Source organism: Salinarimonas sp. NSM (assembly GCF_052380005.1).
GTDB lineage: Bacteria > Pseudomonadota > Alphaproteobacteria > Rhizobiales > Beijerinckiaceae > Salinarimonas.
This window is the reverse complement of sequence record NZ_JBQTCJ010000007.1, coordinates 87,490-104,173: the sequence shown is the minus strand read 5'-3', so window position 1 is coordinate 104,173 and position 16,684 is coordinate 87,490. Positions and strand designations below refer to the sequence as shown.

Below are 16,684 nucleotides of genomic sequence, written 5' to 3'. Positions count from 1 at the left end.
GTGCCGGACCCCGCACCCGCTCGGCCGCCGGCCGTCGCGCCGCGCGCGCCCGAGGCTGCACCCGAGCCGGCTGCCGAGGTCGTCCGCGCGGCAGCGGCGATCGCCGCCCCGGGCGGCGTCGCCGGAGGACCGCCCGTCACCTGACCGGGCGCGTTCGCGAGGGCGACGGCGGCGTGGCCGGGGTTTCCGGCGCCCGGCACCGGCGTGCCGTCGGCGGCCGCGTCCTCCGCAGCCGTCGTCTCCGCCGGTGCGGCGGCTTCGCCGGTCGCTCCGGCCGATGTCGGCTTCTGTGATGCGTCCGCGGGCGAGGACGCGGGCGCGTCCGCCTCCGGCCGCGTCGAGGGCGGCGCGGCCGCGCGGTCTTCGCGCGCGGTGTCGGCGGGAGCCTCCTCCGTGCGCGGTCGCTCGTCCGTCGCGCGCGCCTCCGGCGGCTGCCTCGCGGCATCGACGTCGTCGCGGTTCTCCCCGTCGCGCGCCTCGCGGGACCGCCGCGCGCGATCGGGCCCGTCGCGGGCGACGTCGTCGCGCGCCAGCGGCTCTGCCTCCCGCGCCCGGATTGCCTCGTCACGCCGGCGCGTCTCGGAACGCGGCTCGGGCCGCCCCGGCGGCTCGTCCGCGTCGACGCGGAACGCGGGCGCGTCCTCGCGCGGCCGCGAGGTGCGCGGGTCGGGGCGGGCATCTGGCCGCCGAGCGGAGTCGGCGGGAAGGAGGTCGAGACGCATCGTGTCCTCGTACCGGTGACGCGGGCGCGGGTGCGCTCGCGCCCCGGGCTCCGGGTACGACGCCGCAAGAGCCGGGCCAGCCCGCGTTCGCCGCGCCGGGTTGCTGCGCCCGGCCGCGAAGCCGTGCCGCGCAAGGCGTCTCGCCCCTCGTGCGCCCGAAGCCGCCAGGCCGGGGGACGCGCGCCGCCCGGCAGGATCGACCCGGCGGCACGGCAGAAACTGCCGGGCCGCGCTGGAAAGAGCCGTCCCGCATCGCTATAGAAGGGGCCTGGGACGGGGCCGATGCCCCGTCAGGCGCGCGCGCGCGAGCCGGGCGCGGAAAGGATCTGGAGCGGCATGACGAACAGCCTCGACATCGCCAAGGCACCGTCGGCGACGCGCGTCGTCGTCGCCATGTCGGGCGGCGTCGATTCCTCGGTCGTCGCCGCGCTCCTGAAGCGGGAGGGCTACGACGTCGTCGGCGTCACGCTCCAGCTCTACGACCACGGTGCGGCGGTCCACCGCGCCGGCGCCTGCTGCGCGGGACGGGACATCCACGACGCCCGCCGCGTCGCCGAGACGATCGGCATCCCCCATTACGTCCTCGACTACGAGAGCCGCTTCCGCGAGGCGGTGATCGAGCGGTTCGCCGACAGCTACCTCTCCGGCGAGACGCCGATCCCCTGCGTCGAGTGCAACCGCTCGATCAAGTTCCGGGACCTGCTCGAGACCGCCCGCGACCTCGGCGCGGACGTGCTCGCCACCGGCCATTACGTGGCCAGCCGCCCGCTCGCCGGCGGTGGGCGCGGCCTGTTCCGCGCCGCCGACCCCGATCGGGACCAGTCCTACTTCCTCTACGCCACGACGCCCGCCCAGCTGGAGCTCCTGCGCTTCCCGCTGGGTGAGCTCGCCGACAAGGGCGAGACCCGCGCGCTCGCCCGCGCGCTCGGCCTCGAGGTCGCGGACAAGGCGGACAGCCAGGACATCTGCTTCGTGCCTCAGGGCCGCTACTCCGACGTGATCACCCGTCTCAAGCCCCACGCGGCCGCGCCGGGGGAGATCGTGCATCTCGACGGGCGGGTGCTCGGCCGTCACGAGGGCATCATCCACTACACCGTGGGCCAGCGCCGCGGGCTCGGCCTCTCGGTGGGCGAGCCGCTCTACGTGGTGGCGCTCGACGCGGAGGCCGCGCGGGTCGTCGTCGGGCCGCGCGAGGCGCTCGCCACACGGCGCATCCGCCTGCGCGACGTGAGCTGGATCGGCGACGGACCGATCGAGCGCCTCGATGCGGGGCTCGAGGTCGCGGCCCGCGTGCGCTCGACCCGCGCGCCCAGGCCGGCGCTTCTGCGTCGTGTCGCCGGAGAGGCGGGGCCGGAGATCGAGGTCTCGCTCGTCTCGCCTGAGGACGGCGTCTCCCCGGGCCAGGCCTGCGTGCTCTACGAGAGCGAGGATCCGCGCGCCCGCGTGCTCGGCGGCGGCGTCATCGCCAGGCGCATCGACGGGCACGCGGGCGGCCGGCGCAGCGACGCCACCCGCGCCGCCACCACCGCCGCCTCGGCCTGACGGACGGCCGACCCCCACTCCCGAGAGGACCGAGAATGGCCGTCCAGTACGACCTCGAAGGCCAGCGCCGTGTCTACGAGCGCTGGGCGCCGATCTACGACCGCGTCTACCACAAGTTCCTCTCGGACGCGCACCGCAAGACCGCGCAGGCTGCGGCTGCGTGCGGGCCGGACATCCTCGAGATCGGGGTTGGGACCGGGCTCGTCCTGCCCTACTACCCGCGCGACGCGCGGGTGTGCGGAGTCGACCTGTCGATCCACATGCTCGCCAAGGCCCGCGAGAAGGTGCTCGCCGGCCTGCCGCAGGTGAAGCTCGTCGCCGCCATGGACGCCTGCCGGCTCGGCTTCGCCGACGCGAGCTTCGACGCCGTCGCCGTGCCCTTCGTCATCACCCTCGTGCCGGATCCGGAGGGCGCGCTCGACGAGTGCGCCCGCGTGCTCAAGCCCGGCGGCGAGATCGTCGTCGCCTCGAAGCTCGGGCGCGACAGGGGGCCGATCGCTGCGGTGGAGGACGCGGTGGCGCCGCTGATGGCGAAGGTCGGCTGGTCGTCGGCCTTCAAGATCAGCCGCATCGCGACATGGGCCGAGCGGCGCGGCCTCGCGGTGGAGGAGGTCGCGCCGCTGTTCCCGGCGGGCTTCTTCAAGCTGATGCGCGTGAGGAAGCCCGCCGCTTGAGGAGGCGGCTCACGCCGCCTTCACCTGCTTCAGGAAGCCGCCGACCTCCTGCGAGAGGCCGTTCGCCTGCTCGCTCAGCGCACGGGCGGCGGAAAGCACGTCGTCGGCCGCCTTGCGGGTGGCCGAGGCGCCGTCCTTGAGCTCGACGACGGAGCCCGAGACCTCGTCCGTGCCGCGCGCGGCCTCCTGGACGTTGCGGGCGATCTCGCTCGTGGCGACGCCCTGCTGCTCCATCGCGGCGGCGATGCCGGTCGCGATGCGGCTCATCTCGGCGACCGTCCCGCCGATGCCGGCGATGGCCTTCACCATCTCGTCGGCGACGCCCTGGATCTGGGTGACGTGCGCGGCGATCTCCTCGGTGGCCCTGCCCGTCTGCTCGGCGAGCCCCTTGACCTCGGCGGCCACGACCGCGAAGCCCTTGCCGGCCTCGCCCGCCCGGGCCGCCTCGATCGTGGCGTTGAGCGCGAGCAGGTTCGTCTGCCCGGCGATGCCGTTGATGAGCGAGACGATCTCCTCGATCTTCTGCGCGGAGGTGGCGAGCGAGCGCGCCACGTGGTCCGTGCGCTCGACGTCGGCGACGGCGGCGCTCGAGATCTCGGCGGATTTCGTCACCTGCCGGCCGATCTCCTGGACCGACGCGCTCATCTGCTCGGCGGCGGAGGCGACCGCCTGGACGTTGGACGAGGTCTGCGCGGCGGCCGCGGCGAGGGACGCCGAGCGGCTGTTGCCGGCGTCCGCCGTCGTGGTCATGCCCTGGGCGGTGGCCTGCATGCGCCCCGCCGCGTCGGCGAGGCCACGGGTGAGCCCGGCGATCGTCTCCTCGAAGCCGCGCATCAGCTGGCCGAGCGTCTCTGCGCGCCGCTCCTTGGCGGCGGCCTCCTCGGAGGCCTCCTGCTCGGTCGCGCGCTTGGCGCGCAGCGCGTCGGCGAAGACGCCGACGGTGCGGGCCATGGCGCCGATCTCGTCGCGCCGGTCCGTCGCCGGAATCTCCGTGTCGAGGTCCCCGTCCGCGAGGGCGGTCATGCGCTGCGCGAGCCGCCCGATCGGGACGGTCACCGTCCGGCCGAGGGCGAAGCCGATGCCGGCGAGGAGCACCGTCACGAGGCCGGCGAACCAGAGGAACTGCGCACGGCTCTCGGCCGTCAGCACCGCGAGGTTGTCGAAATAGACCCCGGTGCCGACGAACCAGTTCCAGCCGTCGATCGGCGCGACGTAGGAGACCTTCCACCGCGGCTCGGTCTCGTTGGCGTTCTTCCACTCGTATTCGTAGTGCCCGCCTCCGGCGCGCGCGATCGCCGCCATGTCGGAGATGAGGGCACGACCGGACGCGTCCCGCAGGCCGGACTGGTCGGCGCCCTGGAGCTGCGGGCTGAGTGGGTGCATCACCCCGAAGCCGTCGAGGGTGAAGATGAAGAAGTATTCCTCGCCGGCGTAGCGCACGGCGCGTATCGCGTCCGTCGCGCGCGCCTGCGCCTCCGCGACGTCGAGCTCCCCGCGCTCGGCCCGCATCCGGTACGCGTCGATGATCGAGACCATGGAGTCCGTGAGCTCGACGAGCGAGGCCTCCTTCTGCGTCCGCAGGAGGTCGGCGATCTTGGCCGAGCCGATGAGAGCGAGCGCGACGAGGGCCGCACATGCGAGTGCCACGATGGCGTAGAACCGCCCCCCAACCGTGAATTTCGTCATCTTCCGCTGCGTTCGCATGTCGATCCGTCCAAAACGCGTAAGTCCTTTTGCGTATGAACGGCATCGGATTAAATTCTTAGCTAACACCAACGTCCTTCTATTGACGAACATACCGTTCTGAGGGCAGCATGAGAATGTGAAGATCCCGCCTCGGTTGCGGCTCGGTGTGCCGATCGATGCCCGAGCCGTGCCTCGCACCCGATACCAGATCCACGCGCAGACCGCCTTGACAGCCCCCCGCACCCTCCGTATACCCCGCCAACCGACGCGGCGCCCCGCGCGCCGACGGCCCGGGGCGGAGTAGCTCAGCTGGTTAGAGCAGAGGAATCATAATCCTCGTGTCGGGGGTTCGAGTCCCTCCTCCGCTACCACTTCCGCCGATCGCCTGAAAGCTCTGACGGATCAACGACTTGAAGCCTATCGGGGGCTTCGGTCGATGGGGGATGTCTCACGCAGACGTCCCGCCTCCGCCGACCCCCGCCGACAGGGGTCGTCATGCGTCCGAGCTACCTCGCCCGCCGCGACGGGCGCTATCTCCTCCAGATGCGGGTCGGCAAGCGAGCCGTGCCGATTCTCGGCTTGCGCGTGCTTCGTGTATCCTTGGCAACAGGAGATTCGCGAACCGCGAGGCGGAGACTGGCGATGGCGACGGGGTGGGCTACAGAAGTCGTCCATGCACCCGACCTGCACGAGACCGGCCGGGTCGTGCTCGGCCAATTGCGGACCTATTTGGCCGCGCCGCTCCCGGATTCCGACACGCTCGCCGTCCGCCTCATCTTCGAGGATATCGCACGTAGGCTGATGCGCGCGCTGTGCGAGCGGGGCGTGTCGCCGGTTGCGATCGATCCGGAACTCCCGATCTTGTGGGATCGCTTCGTCGCGCAGAACATCGAAATCGAGGCGCATGGCCAAACGCAGATCGAGCGCCGGGGCTACGAGCGTGGTCGCGCCGATGCGCTTGCCGCCGTCGCCGACGGGCTGATCCGGCCCACGCGCGAGCCGATCGTCGTGAACACCCCGCGCCGCGCCGCCCGCGCTCCAGCGCGGCCCGAGGTACAAGAGGACGCGCGCGCGGCGATCCGCAGGTTCGAGGCGGCGAGCGCGACCGGCGACCTCGCGACGTCGCGGCGGCCGCGCGACATCGGCGGCTACGTCGAGGGTTGCGCAATCTCGGCCGGAACGCCGGTGGGAGATGAGATCGTGGCGCCGACCGCGCCGGCCCGGAGCAACCCCGGTGCACGTGGTGGCTACAGGGAGGAACGGGACCTCGGGAGCTTGGAACGCGTTTCTGCAACGCTCCCGACGCAACCGGCTCTCCTGGACGACGCCACCACCGCGCATGCCGGTGCGTCGGCCGGCGAATCGCCGCGGCTGCCGTCAGGCCCAGAAGTGGTCACTGCAGCGCCGACGAAGCTGGACATCCTGCTGGCGGAGCACGGCATCGACTCCGAGCGGATCGTCCCGAAATCGAAGCCGATCACCTTGTCGGAAGGGCTCGACGCATTTCTCGAGGCGATGCGCGCCAAGTACAACGACGGTCGCGCCAATGCGGACACCGAGCCCGTCTGTCGCTTCATGATCTCTCTCATCGGCGACGTACGCCTCAACGAGCTCACCGCCGGCCAGCGTCGTCGCGTGGACGAGGCCCTCGTCGACATTCCGTATCCGAGCGGTTTTCCGCGGTGCAGGCAGATGTCTCTCTTCGAGCGCTACAATTACGCGAAGGAGCATGGCTGGAGCAAGTTGCGCAGGGCAACGGAAAACACTGTGCTGCATCGCTACCATTCGGGGCTACACAAGTACTTCGGCTGGCTCAAAGAAAAGCAGCTTCTCGTCGGTGATCGACCGACCTTCTCTTTCATCAGCCCCGAGCTGATGTCCGAGCTCCCGCGTGACGCCTTCAGCGACGACGAGTTGATCCGCCTCGTCAGTCTGCCTTTGTTTACGGGCTCGCACAGCCGCGCCCGGATCTGGAGCCCCGGCACGCTCCTTCTGCAAGGCAAGCTCTATTGGGGTTACCTCATGTTGATTCTCACAGGGATGCGCCCCGGGGAGATCGGCCAGATCAGTCTCGACCAGATCCGCACGGACGGCGAGTTCTGGTATATCGACTTGCGCCCCTTCGATCCGGCGGAGGGACGGGTCCCCATCGGTGAGCATTTGCGTCTGAAGACGCGCCAATCGGCTCGCATCGTGCCGATCCATCCGCTGCTGGTCGACCTGGGGCTTATCGAGCGGGCGGACGCCCTGCGCAAGCGTGGCGAGACAAAGCTCTTCCCCGATTGGGCACCCTATACCAAGAGGACCGACGAGGAGCGATGGGCCTATCCGATTACAAAGAGCTGGCAGTATATCCGCGCGAAGAAGCTTCGCGTGAGACGCGCCGACCTCGCCCTCTACGGGACGCGCCACCTCATGGCTGCCTGGCTCGACGAAAGCGGCATCGCTGAGCGCTCCCGCGACCGTATCCTCGGCCATGCTCTCTCGGAGCCGAAGAAGCGCTACGGGCGCAAGGGGGCGTTAGCGCCCGCCGAGGCTCGGATCATCGCCGCGATTGAGCCTCCTGTCGTGGGTCGGATGCGCGAGATCCTCATGGGTGCGCTGCAGAAAGCTGAGGCCGGTGAGTTGCGTCTGATCACGGTCGACAGCTCGAACGTCCGCCGCCGAAAGGCGTCCGCGTGACTGCCGCACCTTCCCGCCACATCGATTTTCGCGTGCGCGACCGCTCGCCGCTGAGCACATCGCTCGCGGGTCGGCCCTGCACGCGCCATCAACCCTGCGCGTCGAGCGGCTCTCCGTTCGAGCGCGTCCTGCGTCGACCGGCTTCGCTCGACGCTTGCGGCGAGTGCGCCGCTGTTGCCGCCGGTGGCCCCGGCGAGCGCAGCCGCGCCTCTCACCGTCGCACCAGACTTCTGCCGAGCGAAGAGAGGGAGCCTCCGTAGCGCAGCGCGTCACGGAGGTCGCCGCTCTAGGCTCGCCGTCCGGCGAGCTTCAACGGTTCCGGAAAGCATTCCGGAAAACTGGAACGCGCACGCGTTCCGGAGTGGAGGTCGCATGTTCGATCAACACACGCTCGAAACCCTGCGCGGCTGCGTCGACACCGCCGTCGAGGAGACCGTCGGTCGGTCCCCTCAGCCGCTCGGAAAGCACCGGCAGCTGACCATCTCGATCCAGGCCCTGTTGCGTGCTCTTCAGGATCACCTGGGCGCCGGACCCACCGCCGAACAGGCGCTCGCTGCTGCGGCCGCCCTCGGCATCACCTCGTCGATGGGAACTATCCATCGCCACATGACCCTCGACCGGCAACGGCGTGCGCCGGCGGGGGACGGGCAGACCATGTCCGCGGCGGCCGCCAGCGCTGGCTGCGGGGCTCTGCCGACGAGCATCGAAATGCTCCTTTCGGAAGCACGGACGACGCTCGAGAGGATCACGGTCGCGGTCCACGAGGCTCTCGAGGTGGAGCGGCGCGCACGCGACCGTTTCCACAGGGAGGAGGTGGATCGTATCCGCGCTGACTACGAGGGGCGGATCGCTCTGCTCGATGCCGAGCGCAAGGAGGCGCAGGACCTCGCCGAAGTCTGCATCGCGGACGCCGACGAGACTGCGGCCGTCGCAGCGGACCTCCAGCGGCGCAACTATGTATTGTCCGAAGAGCTCGCGGAGACGACGGCGGAACGGGACCACCTTAGCGAGGCCGTCGCCGAGCTCGAGCGCACCATCGACGCCGAGCGCGCCGCGTCGCAGGAAGCTCGCGGCATCGCGGCCGCGAAGGAGCAGAAAGCGCGAGACATGCACGAGCGCGTCCACGACCTGTCGCAACAGATCGGCGCACTCGCGGGCGAGCTGGAGGCGGCTCGCAAGGCGCGCGCAGTCGCTGAGGAGCGGAGCGAGCAGCTGCAGGCAATGCTGGCGGCCGATCGCGAGCGCCTCGCGCGCCTGGACGCGCTCATGGAGGCCACGATGGGTCTCGCACTACAGATCTCGCACCGCGCGGCGGAGCAGGGCGCCGCGCCGAGCGCCTAGTCCTTCGCCCACTCTCTCGAATTCCGGAATTGCGGCGTCTTCAGCCGAGTCCGCATTCCGGAATTCGGATCCTTCCGGAATGTAAGGCGGTTCCGGAATATTGCCGCTCTTGTTTGCGCATGATGATAAAACTGGTCATCGATCCGCTTTTTTAACCAAAATATTCATTCCCTCTTGCGTCACTACTGCGCCGCGCTACATGCAATGATGTGGGCATCCGCCCGCATAGCCGGCCTGGCAATCGACACGGCGTTCGTCCCGTCAGGGGCGGCCGCCGCGCGGGATCCGACCCCCGCCCGGCAGCCTGGCCACCGATTCGCTCCTGTCTCAGAGGAGTTAACGATGGTTGTCTCCATCGATACCAGCCGCGCGCCCTCGCGCAAGGCCCCGGCGCCGTCGGCCCGGTCCACACCCGCCTCAGTACCTCCTCCGACGAATCCCCTTCAGTTGCCGTTCGCCCTCCCTGAAGAGGTGACGCCGGACGAGTTCGTCGCGATCATAGCGGCCCTCGAGGAGGAGGGCGGGACCCGTACGCTCGGCGATCTCGCGCTCGCGATCCCGGCGAGCGCGCGCCCCATCTCCGCCATCCTCGCGCTAGCTGACGCCGGTGTCGTCGTCTTCGACGCTGCCGCACCGTTCGACGCCATGATCCAGGTCACTCGGATCTGACGCGGGCCCGGTCGGCGCGATCCCGGCAGCTCCCACATGCCGCGACGCGGTCCCCAAACACGTCCCATCCGCTCAATGCTCAATGCTCCGGCGCGCGATCCGCGCGCCGGAGAAGGACGTCCGCTCGCACATGATGACGATGAGCCTGGCGCGCCCACTAGCGCTTGCCGATTCGTGGAGACAACTATCATGCGCATCTTCGACTTTTTCGGTCGTAGCCGCGACCGGCTTGAGATCGTCGGCGATATCGCTGGCGGGGTCCGGCTTATCGTCGCAAGCTCGCCGGCCGCTGTCGTCAAGGCACGGGTCGAGAGGGGCGTGGCCGCGACCTACATCGGTCTGTGGCGAGACGATCCTGCGGTCTACGTTGGAGGCACCGGCTCGCTACCCAAGCGCCTGCGCGACCACCCCTGGCACAATCGCGGCATCCCGGACGCGATCGTCGCGCTGTGCGCCGTCGAGGGCGGCGGCTTCGAGGCGGACGATGCGCTGGCGCTAGAGCGCATCGCGGCACACGCCGTGGGCCAGCGTGTGCCGGTCGCGTCGAGCCTCCCGCTCGCATACGGCAGCCCCCGAGGCTCCGAACGGTACTCCGAGCTGCAGGCGATCTGGGCGCGTGCGCTGCCGCTCCTGGAGCCGCTCGCGCCGGTTATCGCCTGCCCGTGGCCGGGGCCACCCGACGTGATCCCCATCCACGAAACTCCGATCGCGCCCGCGCTGCTCGAGGTCGAGGCGTGTGGCCTGCGCGCCTTCGCCTACCAGCACGGCTCGGGCTGGGCGGTTCGCGCCGGCAGCTTCGTACGCATGAGCGCCTGCGTCTCGGCCTACCGACCCGTCCAGGTCGCCCGCGACGAGCTGGTCTACGCCGGAATGCTCCGTCCCGAGGGACCGGACAAGCTTCTACTCACGCGTGATGTCGCCCGAAATACCCTTGGAGGCTGCACAACCTTTGTTTTCACCCACCGCGGGCCCGGTGGACTCTGGCGGAAGTCGGCTCGCCGTCATCGGATGTAAGGAGAGTGCCAGCATGAACACCAAGTTCGACACTGACGCCGAGGAACCCGACTTCTATGATGGCGACGACCGCGAACTCGTGGAGCCGTTCAAGCGTGCCGACCAGATTGTCGCGGACCTTCTCCTGGAGGAGGCGCTGCCGCCCGGTACCGTCGAGCGACTGGGCGGGACGGACCCGCTTTGCATCCTGATCGCGCCACCCGGTCCGGGCTGGACCACCAGCGTCAAGGCTGCACTACGCCGGCGTCTCGCGGCGGCGAACGATATCTCGTGGTTCGTTCGCGAACCGAGCGACCGCGTGAGCAAGACAGATGCGGTGCATGTGGCGGAGACGCTGGCGGACGGGCGGTCCTTGATCGCGATCGCTCCGACGCCCGAAATCTTGCTGCCCCGTCTCATCGTCGCGAGCGCCGACCTGCGCCTCGATCTCGGCCGCGTCGAAGCGCGACACCTGGAGGCCGCCATCGCCGCGGTTACCGGGGAGGAAACGCTCCGGCTAACGTTCGGCGGAGCGGCGCTCTCGCCGGAGGAGGTCTCCGCGGCCATCCGCCAGGGCTCGAGCGCCAGCGCGTGCGTCGACCGACTTCGCCGCGCCCAAGAGGCCACCAGTCGCGCCCGGGCCGATGTGCCACCGCGTCTCGAGCAGCTCGGGCTCGGCGCAGAGGCACGCGCCTGGGCCGAGCAGCTCGTCCGTGAGGCGTCGCGGGTCGCGCGCGGCGAGATCGGCCTCGCGGCCCTCCCGCGCGGCGCCCTGCTCGCCGGCCCGCCCGGGACCGGCAAGACACTGCTTGCGCAGAGCATCGCCGCCGAGGCCAGCTTGCCGATCACGGCGACCAGTATCGGTGAGTGGATGGCGCCCGGGCACCTCGGCGCTTGCATCACGGCAATGCAGACGAGCTTCGCCGCCGCGCAAGCTCGCGTTCCGAGCATCCTGTTCGTCGACGAGACTGATGGGCTCGTGGACCCGCGGCGGGATCTCGACAACTGGTTCCAGGCATTCCGCTCGGCGCTGCTGGCGGCGATCGACGGCGCGACCACGAGTCCCGGCTTGATCCTGATCGGCGCCTGCAATCATGAAGATCTGGTTGACGGCGCGCTGAAGCGACCGGGCCGCATGGATCGCGTGATCCGGATCGAGCCGCCCGACGCCGAGGGACTCGCGGTCGTCCTTCGCACGCATCTCGACGCGGACCTGCCGCAGGCGGACCTCCGCCCGCTGGCCCGGCTCGCGATCGGGTCGACGGGCGCCGACATCGCACGCGCGGTCCGGGACGCGCGCGCCCACGCCCGCGATTGCGCCCGGCCCCTGCGAATCGAGGACCTGTCGGCGGCGCTCCTCCCGCGCGACGATCGCGATCCCGCGACCCTCCTCACGGTCGCGCTCCACGAGGCGGGGCACGCGATCGCCGCAATTGCCGTCGGGCAGCGCCTCGAGGCCGTCTCGATCGTCGGCGACGCGGTCACGGGCGGACGCGCGACGATAGGCATGGCCCAGATCGTGTCGCGCGACGCTGTGGAGCGGGCCGTGCTCGTACTCCTCGCCGGACGGGCGGCCGACGTGGCTTTCGGGGGCGTGCCGCTCGGCAACGCTGCGAGCGATCTGGAGGGGGCCACCCAACTCCTCACCGAGGCGCATGCGCGCATGGGGCTCGGGGCGTCGCTCCTTGCCGTGCCGGACGCACGCCAGTCGCTTCTCCTCGATCCGACGCTGCGCGCGTCCGTTGAACGCGACCTCGCACGCTTGTGGGCGGTCGCAAGGGACGTCATCGACCAAGAGCGCGCCGCCGTCGAGGCGCTGGCGCGAGCGCTTCTGCGCAAGCGCGTCGTCTCTGGCGATGAGGCGCGACGGCTCTTCCAACGCGTGCGGAGGCAAAGCGATCGCGCGAGCAGGAAAGCAAGCGGATCCGTCCGCACGCCCATGCCGAAGAGGTGAAGCTGATCGGGTGTCCACCGGCTCACGGTTCGGCGGTCGAGGTCGCCGCCGGTGATCTCGACCGTGGTTCGGCTGCGCGGGACAGCTCGCACGAGGCGCGTAGTCGCTTGCTGCTGCTTATGGCCAAAATGTCGGACTAACGAGGACAGCGGATCATGAGCAGCAACACCTCGAACACGTTCACGATACCGGTTGTCGATGCGACTGGCGCAAAGCCGACGCGCTCAGCTGGTACAATCGCGAGGTACCGAAAAGAGGCTGCTCGCCTTTGCAACCGCGTCGACCCCGAACGCCGTCTGTCCGCCAGCGACCGCATCCTAGCGGTCGCCGCATATTTCCAAGGAGCCCATGGAAGATGGACGTCGGCTACGATAGGCGTCATGCGGGCGAGCGTTCGCCAGATGGCCGAGGATCTCGCAGCAGCAGACTCCATTGACACGTTTACGATGAGCCATGTGGTCACCACCACCACCGCCGGTCCCACGCCGAAGGCCAAAAACGCGCCGAAGCTCGCGAGCGCGCGCAAACGGCGCAGCATCAGCCAAGAAGAGCGCTCGCAGCTCGTCATGCACCTCGCAGCCGGAAAAACCACCGCAAAGCGCTTGCTCGCGGGTCTCGTCGGACTGTCCTCGATCATCCCGATCCGGCCGTCGGAATGGCGACGCGCTCGTGTAAAGCACGGTCATCTTTTCGTGATGTGCGGCAAACGGTCCAATGGGCGCGCGATCGCTCGCGTGCGCCGGGTTCGGCTTGAAGATAACAATCTAATAGTTGCGGCCACGCGCCTAATCGGGCGCCTTCGGGCCGAACTGAGTCCGCGGGATCGTGGGAATGCCTTTACGCGCGGCTCGCGAAGGCGTTGACCCGCGCCTGCAAGAGTATAGGCATTCAAACGATATGCCTTTATACGCTGCGCCACCAGGCCATTGCCACCGCCAAGCGTCACTACGCACTTGAGATCGTCGCTGCTCTCGCAGGGCAAGCGAGCATCAAGACGCCGTCCCGCAGCTATGCGAAGAGCCGCTCGGGCTGGGGCGAGCGTCCAAAGCTGAGCGTACCTCCGCACCTCGTTGAACGTGTCCGGGGCAGCGGCTCTAGTCCGGGCTACCGGCCTGCAGCGCGTGCGTTCCCATGACATGCCCCTTCTTGGGCACGCGGCGGGCAGAGTACTGAATTTCGTAACTGTCCCCAATGGGGTGCGAATGCCAATTCAGCTCTGAGGTTTTATCCGTTCGTCGGGAGCTTGTAGCAAGTCCGATGGCGCGCCGATCCACACGGACTCCGTCTGAATCGGGACGTACTGGAACGTGGCGGTATGCGCGGCTACACTCCTGATCGCGATTCGACCCTGTCCTGCCGGTGCCCGCGTGACGTCGTTCTTCGAGAACCCCATCCTCAACTCCCCCTACAAGGAGCCCTCCCGGCACCACGCGCTCGACGAGACCGGGCAGCCGCTCGACCTGCCGCCGCAGCCGGGCCGGCGTCCCTCCAAGCTCCTCACCCCGGTGCCGCCCTCGCGCAAGAAGAAGGCTCGCGGAAAGCAGGCGGAATTGTCGCTGGGCGACGCGGAGGGGTTCTCCGAGGAGGGGCAGGAATACAACCCCACCCCGATCATCAACGAAATTCGCGGCCATGTCGCCTCCTGGCGTGCGCTGAAGAACCCCGCCGATTGGGGCGTCACCCCCACCACCGCGCGGCTTCTCCAGCACTGGCGCAGCCACGAATTCCAGGGCGCGCGCCCCTTCTTCTGTCAGATCGAGGCGGTCGAGACCGCGATCTGGCTCGCCGAAGTCGCCCGGCGCGAGAAGCGCTATCAGCGCTACTGGGACCATCTGAAAGGCGCCAACGAGGCGTCGAACCCCGATCTCCTGCGCATCGCGCTCAAACTCGCCACCGGCGCCGGCAAGACCACGGTCATGGCCATGCTGATCGCCTGGCAGGCGGCGAACGCCGCGCGCACGCCCGGCTCGCCGCTCTACGCCCGCGGCTTCCTGATCGTGGCGCCGGGCATCACGATCCGCGATCGCCTGCGGGTGCTCGTGCCCGCCGACGAGAACGCATATTACGCCTCGCGCGAGATCGTGCCGCCGGACATGCTGCCGGACATCGCCAAGGCGAAGATCGTCATCACCAATTACCACGCCTTCCAGCGCCGCAAGACGATGGACATCTCCAAGGTCGGGCGCGCGCTGCTCGAGGGGCGCTCGGGCGCGCCGATCGAGACCACCGAGAGCGAAGGCGAGATGCTGCACCGGGTCTGCGGCGATCTCCTCGCGCTCAAGAACGTCGTTGTCCTCAACGACGAAGCGCACCATTGCTACCGCGAAAAGCCGACGCCGGATGAGGACCTCACCGCCGAGGACAAGGAGGAGGCCAAGCAGAACAACGAGGCCGCGCGGCTGTGGATCTCCGGCCTGGAGGCGCTCGCCCGCAAGGGCAAGCTGCGCGCGGTCTACGATCTCTCCGCGACGCCGTTCTTCCTGCGGGGATCGGGTTATCGCGAGGGGACGCTGTTTCCCTGGGTCGTCTCCGATTTCTCGCTGATGGACGCGATCGAATGCGGCATCGTCAAGCTGCCGCGCGTCCCCGTGGCGGACAATTCCGTGTCGGGGGATACGCCCACGTTCCGGAACCTGTGGGAGCATATCGGCAAGGACCTGCCGCGAAAGGGCGCCGGCAAGGCGGGCGATCTCGACCCGTTGAAGCTGCCCAACAAGCTGCTCACCGCGCTCAATCTCCTCTACAGCCACTACGAAAAGACCTTCAAGCTCTGGGACGGCGTGATCGAGACGCCGCCCGTCTTCATCGTCGTGTGCCAGAACACCGCCATCTCGAAGCTCGTCTACGAGTGGATCTCGGGCTGGGACCGGCCGAACGAGGACGGTGAACTCCTCAACGTCCACCAGGGCCACCTCGAGCTGTTCCGCAATTACGATCAATACGGCCAGCGCCTCGCGCGCCCGCGCACGCTGCTGATCGATTCCGCGCAGCTCGAGAGCGGCGAGGCGCTCGATGCCGCGTTCCGCGACATCGCCGCGCCGGAAATCGAGGCGTTCAAGCGCGAAAAGGCGATCCGCGAGGGCGCGGGCTCGGTCTCCGACACGCTGTCGGACGCCGATCTCTTGCGCGAGGTGATGAACACGGTCGGCAAGGCGGGCCGGCTCGGCGCCGACATCCGCTGCGTCGTCTCGGTCTCGATGCTCACCGAGGGGTGGGACGCCAACACCGTCACGCACATTCTCGGCGTGCGCGCCTTCGGGACGCAGCTGCTCTGCGAGCAGGTGGTGGGGCGCGCGCTGCGCCGGCAATCCTACGCGCTCAACGATGTCGGCCATTTCGACGCGGAATATGCCGACATCTTCGGCATCCCCTTCGACTTCACCGGCAAGCAGGTCGTCGCCGCCCCCACGCCGCCCAAGCCGACGACGCGGGTGCAGGCCATGCGCGAGCGCGAGCGGCTGGAGATATTCTACCCACGCGTCGAGGGCTATCGTAGGGACTTGCCGGCGGAGCGGCTGAAGGCGACCTTCAGCGAGGACAGCCGGCTCACCCTCACGCCGGAGGAGGTGGGGCCCTGCACGGTGCTGATGGCGGGGATCGTGGGCGAGAACGTCGAGATCACGCCGACCGTGCTCGAGGCGGTGCGGCCGAGCACGATCGTGTTCCACCTCGCCAAGCGCTTTGTCGAGACGAAGCTCACCGAGCCCGGCGCGGACACGCCCTATCACCTCTTCAACGACGCCAAGCGCATCGTCGGCCGCTGGCTCGACGAGGGATATCTCGTCACCAAGGGCGGCGTGCCGCGCGCGGCTGTCATGTATCTCGAGCTCGCCGACAAGGCCTGCGAGCTGATCTACCTCGCCTGCCAGCGCTCCGCCCCTGGCGAGAGCCGCATCAAGGCGGTGCCGGACCCCTACAATCCCCGCGGCTCCTCGCGCTTCGTCGGCTTCACCACCTCGAAGGCGCTGCTGTGGAAGACCGATCCGGAGAAGTGCCACGTCAACTACGTGGTCTGCGACAGCGACTGGGAGGCGGAGCTCGCCCGCGTGCTGGAAGCCCATCCGCGGGTGATCGCCTACGTCAAGAACCAGGGCCTCGGCTTCGAGGTGCCCTACCGCGACGGCGGCGTCGTGCGGCGCTACGTTCCGGACTTCGTCGTGCGGCTCGACCTCGGTGAGGGCGAGGAGCTGAACCTCGTGCTGGAGACCAAAGGCTATCGCGGGCTCGACGCCCAGCTCAAGGCCGAGACGATGAAGACGCTCTGGGTGCCGGGCGTGAACAATGTCGGCCTGTGGGGCCGCTGGGACTTCGCGGAATTCCGCGACGTCTACGAAATCGAGGCCGCCTTCGGGCGGCTGGTGGACGAGCAGCTGGCGCTCCACGCGTCGAAGACCAAGACGGAACCGGCATGACGATCCCGA

Annotated in this window: 10 protein-coding genes and 1 tRNA gene; 10 read left to right on the top strand and 1 reads right to left on the bottom strand. The window is 69.2% G+C overall.

Annotation, left to right across the window (positions count from 1 at the left end; all coding sequences use genetic code 11):
* Positions 1-1,058: 1,058 nt before the first annotated feature.
* A complete protein-coding gene (mnmA, locus tag ACTZWW_RS05060) occupies positions 1,059-2,264 on the top strand; it encodes a tRNA 2-thiouridine(34) synthase MnmA (RefSeq protein ID WP_444779853.1) in 1,206 nt (401 codons plus the stop codon).
* A gap of 35 nt (positions 2,265-2,299) precedes the next feature.
* The gene (locus ACTZWW_RS05055) at positions 2,300-2,938 is read left to right on the top strand and encodes a class I SAM-dependent methyltransferase (RefSeq protein WP_444779852.1); all 639 of its coding nucleotides are present in this window, start codon (positions 2,300-2,302) and stop codon (positions 2,936-2,938) included.
* Between the two features lie 9 nt (positions 2,939-2,947).
* Here the strand turns inward: ACTZWW_RS05055 and ACTZWW_RS05050 are convergent, their stop codons facing one another.
* Positions 2,948-4,642, bottom strand: coding sequence for a methyl-accepting chemotaxis protein (locus tag ACTZWW_RS05050; protein ID WP_444779851.1), 1,695 nt, complete (start codon positions 4,640-4,642; stop codon positions 2,948-2,950).
* A gap of 276 nt (positions 4,643-4,918) precedes the next feature.
* Between ACTZWW_RS05050 and ACTZWW_RS05045 the strand changes: the two genes are divergently transcribed.
* From ACTZWW_RS05045 to ACTZWW_RS05010, 8 genes are all read left to right on the top strand, one after another.
* Positions 4,919-4,995 (top strand) — tRNA-Met (locus tag ACTZWW_RS05045).
* Positions 4,996-5,119: 124 nt separating this feature from the next.
* On the top strand, positions 5,120-7,306 hold the full coding sequence (locus tag ACTZWW_RS05040; RefSeq protein ID WP_444779850.1) for a hypothetical protein: 2,187 nt from the start codon (positions 5,120-5,122) through the stop codon (positions 7,304-7,306).
* 372 nt (positions 7,307-7,678) lie between these two features.
* The gene (locus ACTZWW_RS05035) at positions 7,679-8,647 is read left to right on the top strand and encodes a hypothetical protein (RefSeq protein WP_444779849.1); all 969 of its coding nucleotides are present in this window, start codon (positions 7,679-7,681) and stop codon (positions 8,645-8,647) included.
* A 342-nt stretch (positions 8,648-8,989) separates the two neighbouring features.
* The gene (locus ACTZWW_RS05030) at positions 8,990-9,316 is read left to right on the top strand and encodes a hypothetical protein (protein ID WP_444779848.1); all 327 of its coding nucleotides are present in this window, start codon (positions 8,990-8,992) and stop codon (positions 9,314-9,316) included.
* A gap of 189 nt (positions 9,317-9,505) precedes the next feature.
* Entirely contained in the window at positions 9,506-10,330 is an 825-nt protein-coding gene (locus ACTZWW_RS05025; protein WP_444779847.1) for a hypothetical protein, read from the top strand.
* 13 nt (positions 10,331-10,343) lie between these two features.
* A complete protein-coding gene (locus ACTZWW_RS05020; protein WP_444779846.1) occupies positions 10,344-12,263 on the top strand; it encodes a M50 family metallopeptidase in 1,920 nt (639 codons plus the stop codon).
* 401 nt (positions 12,264-12,664) lie between these two features.
* Complete coding sequence (locus ACTZWW_RS05015) at positions 12,665-13,126, top strand: hypothetical protein (RefSeq protein ID WP_444779845.1); 462 nt, start codon at positions 12,665-12,667, stop codon at positions 13,124-13,126.
* Between the two features lie 504 nt (positions 13,127-13,630).
* On the top strand, positions 13,631-16,675 hold the full coding sequence (locus ACTZWW_RS05010; protein WP_444779844.1) for a BPTD_3080 family restriction endonuclease: 3,045 nt from the start codon (positions 13,631-13,633) through the stop codon (positions 16,673-16,675).
* Positions 16,676-16,684: the final 9 nt, after the last annotated feature.

Coding starts and splice junctions, on each gene's coding strand:
- mnmA (WP_444779853.1), top strand. CDS start 1,059: ATGACGAACAGCCTCGACATCGCCAAGGCACCGTCGGCGACGCGCGTC.
- ACTZWW_RS05055 (WP_444779852.1), top strand. CDS start 2,300: ATGGCCGTCCAGTACGACCTCGAAGGCCAGCGCCGTGTCTACGAGCGC.
- ACTZWW_RS05050 (WP_444779851.1), bottom strand. CDS start 4,642: ATGCGAACGCAGCGGAAGATGACGAAATTCACGGTTGGGGGGCGGTTC.
- ACTZWW_RS05040 (WP_444779850.1), top strand. CDS start 5,120: ATGCGTCCGAGCTACCTCGCCCGCCGCGACGGGCGCTATCTCCTCCAG.
- ACTZWW_RS05035 (WP_444779849.1), top strand. CDS start 7,679: ATGTTCGATCAACACACGCTCGAAACCCTGCGCGGCTGCGTCGACACC.
- ACTZWW_RS05030 (WP_444779848.1), top strand. CDS start 8,990: ATGGTTGTCTCCATCGATACCAGCCGCGCGCCCTCGCGCAAGGCCCCG.
- ACTZWW_RS05025 (WP_444779847.1), top strand. CDS start 9,506: ATGCGCATCTTCGACTTTTTCGGTCGTAGCCGCGACCGGCTTGAGATC.
- ACTZWW_RS05020 (WP_444779846.1), top strand. CDS start 10,344: ATGAACACCAAGTTCGACACTGACGCCGAGGAACCCGACTTCTATGAT.
- ACTZWW_RS05015 (WP_444779845.1), top strand. CDS start 12,665: ATGGCCGAGGATCTCGCAGCAGCAGACTCCATTGACACGTTTACGATG.